Annotated in this window: 1 rRNA gene (cut by a window edge); it reads left to right on the top strand. The window is 54.6% G+C overall.

Features of this window, described 5'->3' with window-relative positions:
• Positions 1-2,365 (top strand): 23S ribosomal RNA (locus A7X12_RS22885); it begins 429 nt to the left of the window's first position.
• Positions 2,366-2,500: the final 135 nt, after the last annotated feature.

Raw genomic sequence — 2,500 nt, 5'->3', positions numbered from 1 at the left:
TCTGAACATGGGGGGACCACCCTCCAAGCCTAAATACTCGTACATGACCGATAGCGAACTAGTACCGTGAGGGAAAGGTGAAAAGCACCCCGATGAGGGGAGTGAAACAGTACCTGAAACCGAATGCCTACAAGCAGTTGGAGGGTCCTTGAGGCCTGACAGCGTACCTCTTGCATAATGGGTCTGTGACTTAATGTATCAAGCAAGCTTAAGCCGATAGGTGTAGGCGTAGCGAAAGCGAGTCTGAATAGGGCGACTTAGTTTGATGCATTAGACCCGAAACCCGGCGATCTATGCATGACCAGGATGAAGGTGCGGTAACACGCACTGGAGGTCCGAACCGATTAACGTTGAAAAGTTACCGGATGAGTTGTGCTTAGGGGTGAAAGGCCAATCAAGCCGGGAAATAGCTGGTTCTCCGCGAAAACTATTGAGGTAGTGCCTCGGATGAACACCCTAGGGGGTAGAGCACTGGATGGATGCGGGGGTCGCGAGATCTACCAACTCTAACCAAACTCCGAATACCTAGGAGTGATATCCGGGAGACAGACGGCGGGTGCTAAGGTCCGTCGTCAAAAGGGAAACAGCCCTGACCTACAGCTAAGGTCCCCAAGTCACGTCTAAGTGGGAAAGCATGTGGGAATCCCAAAACAACCAGGAGGTTGGCTTAGAAGCAGCCATCCTTTAAAGAAAGCGTAACAGCTCACTGGTCTAAACAAGGGTTCCTGCGGCGAAGATGTAACGGGGCTCAAGACGTGCACCGAAGCTTAGGGTGTGTCGCAAGACACGCGGTAGCGGAGCGTTCCGTAAGCCTGTGAAGTGGAAGGGTAACCGACCATGGAGGTATCGGAAGTGCGAATGCAGACATGAGTAGCGATAAAGAGGGTGAGATGCCCTCTCGCCGAAAGACCAAGGGTTCCTGCGCAAGGCTAATCCGCGCAGGGTGAGCCGGCCCCTAAGACGAGCCCGAAGGGGGTAGTCGATGGGAACCACGTTAATATTCGTGGGCCTGGTGGTGTGTGACGGATTGCGTGTGTTGTCAGCTCTTATCGGATTGAGCTGGCTTCGAAGCAGTCCCGGGAAATAGCCCCACCGTATAGACCGTACCCGAAACCGACACAGGTGGTCAGGTAGAGTATACCAAGGCGCTTGAGAGAAGTGTCCTGAAGGAACTCGGCAAATTGCCTCCGTACCTTCGGAAGAAGGAGGCCCTGCATGCGGGCAACCGTTTGCAGGGGGCACAGGCCAGGGGGTAGCGACTGTTTAGCAAAAACACAGGGCTCTGCTAAGTCGGCTTCAAGACGACGTATAGGGCCTGACGCCTGCCCGGTGCCTGAAGGTTAAGTGGAGGAGTGCAAGCTCCGAAATGAAGCCCAGGTAAACGGCGGCCGTAACTATAACGGTCCTAAGGTAGCGAAATTCCTTGTCGGGTAAGTTCCGACCTGCACGAATGGCGTAACGACTTCCCCACTGTCTCCAGGACATGCTCAGCGAAATTGAATTCTCCGTGAAGATGCGGAGTACCCGCGGTTAGACGGAAAGACCCCGTGCACCTTTACTGCAGCTTCAGAGTGGCAGTGGAGAACAACTGTGTAGAATAGGTGGGAGGCTTTGAAGCACCGGCGCCAGCTGGTGTGGAGCCACCAAGTGAAATACCACCCTGTTGTTCTTTACTGTCTAACCTCGTACCGTCATCCGGTACAGGGACCCTCTGTGGCGGGTAGTTTGACTGGGGCGGTCGCCTCCTAAAGAGTAACGGAGGCGCGCGAAGGTTGGCTCAGGCCGGTTGGAAACCGGCTGTTAGAGTGCAATGGCATAAGCCAGCCTGACTGCGAGACTGACAAGTCGAGCAGAGACGAAAGTCGGTCATAGTGATCCGGTGGTCCCTCGTGGAAGGGCCATCGCTCAACGGATAAAAGGTACGCCGGGGATAACAGGCTGATAACCCCCAAGAGCTCATATCGACGGGGTTGTTTGGCACCTCGATGTCGGCTCATCACATCCTGGGGCTGGAGCAGGTCCCAAGGGTTTGGCTGTTCGCCAATTAAAGTGGTACGTGAGCTGGGTTCAGAACGTCGCGAGACAGTTTGGTCCCTATCTGCCGTGGGCGTCGAAATTTGAGAGGAGTTGACCCTAGTACGAGAGGACCGGGTTGAACATACCTCTGGTGTACCAGTCGTTCCGCCAGGAGCGCAGCTGGGTAGCTATGTATGGACGGGATAACCGCTGAAAGCATCTAAGCGGGAAGCCTCCCTCGAGATAAGATTTCATAGAGCGGTCGAAGACCACGACCTTGATAGATCGGATGTGGAAGCGCGGTAACGCGTGGAGCTAACCGATACTAATTGCTCTTTTCGCGCTTGAGAGTTTCACACCCCCATCGACAACCCTGGGTTGTCGCTAACAGGGTGGATGAACTTCCCAGCCTTTGACAGTGCACGATTTGAAAAAAACCTGTTCCCATGCGCGCCACACCGGCTTCATTGCTTGGTGGCCATAG

The organism is Sphingomonas sp. TDK1 (assembly GCF_001650735.1).
GTDB lineage: Bacteria > Pseudomonadota > Alphaproteobacteria > Sphingomonadales > Sphingomonadaceae > Sphingomonas.
The sequence above is the reverse complement of the archived record's forward strand: the minus strand, read 5'-3'. Positions and strand labels throughout refer to the sequence as shown.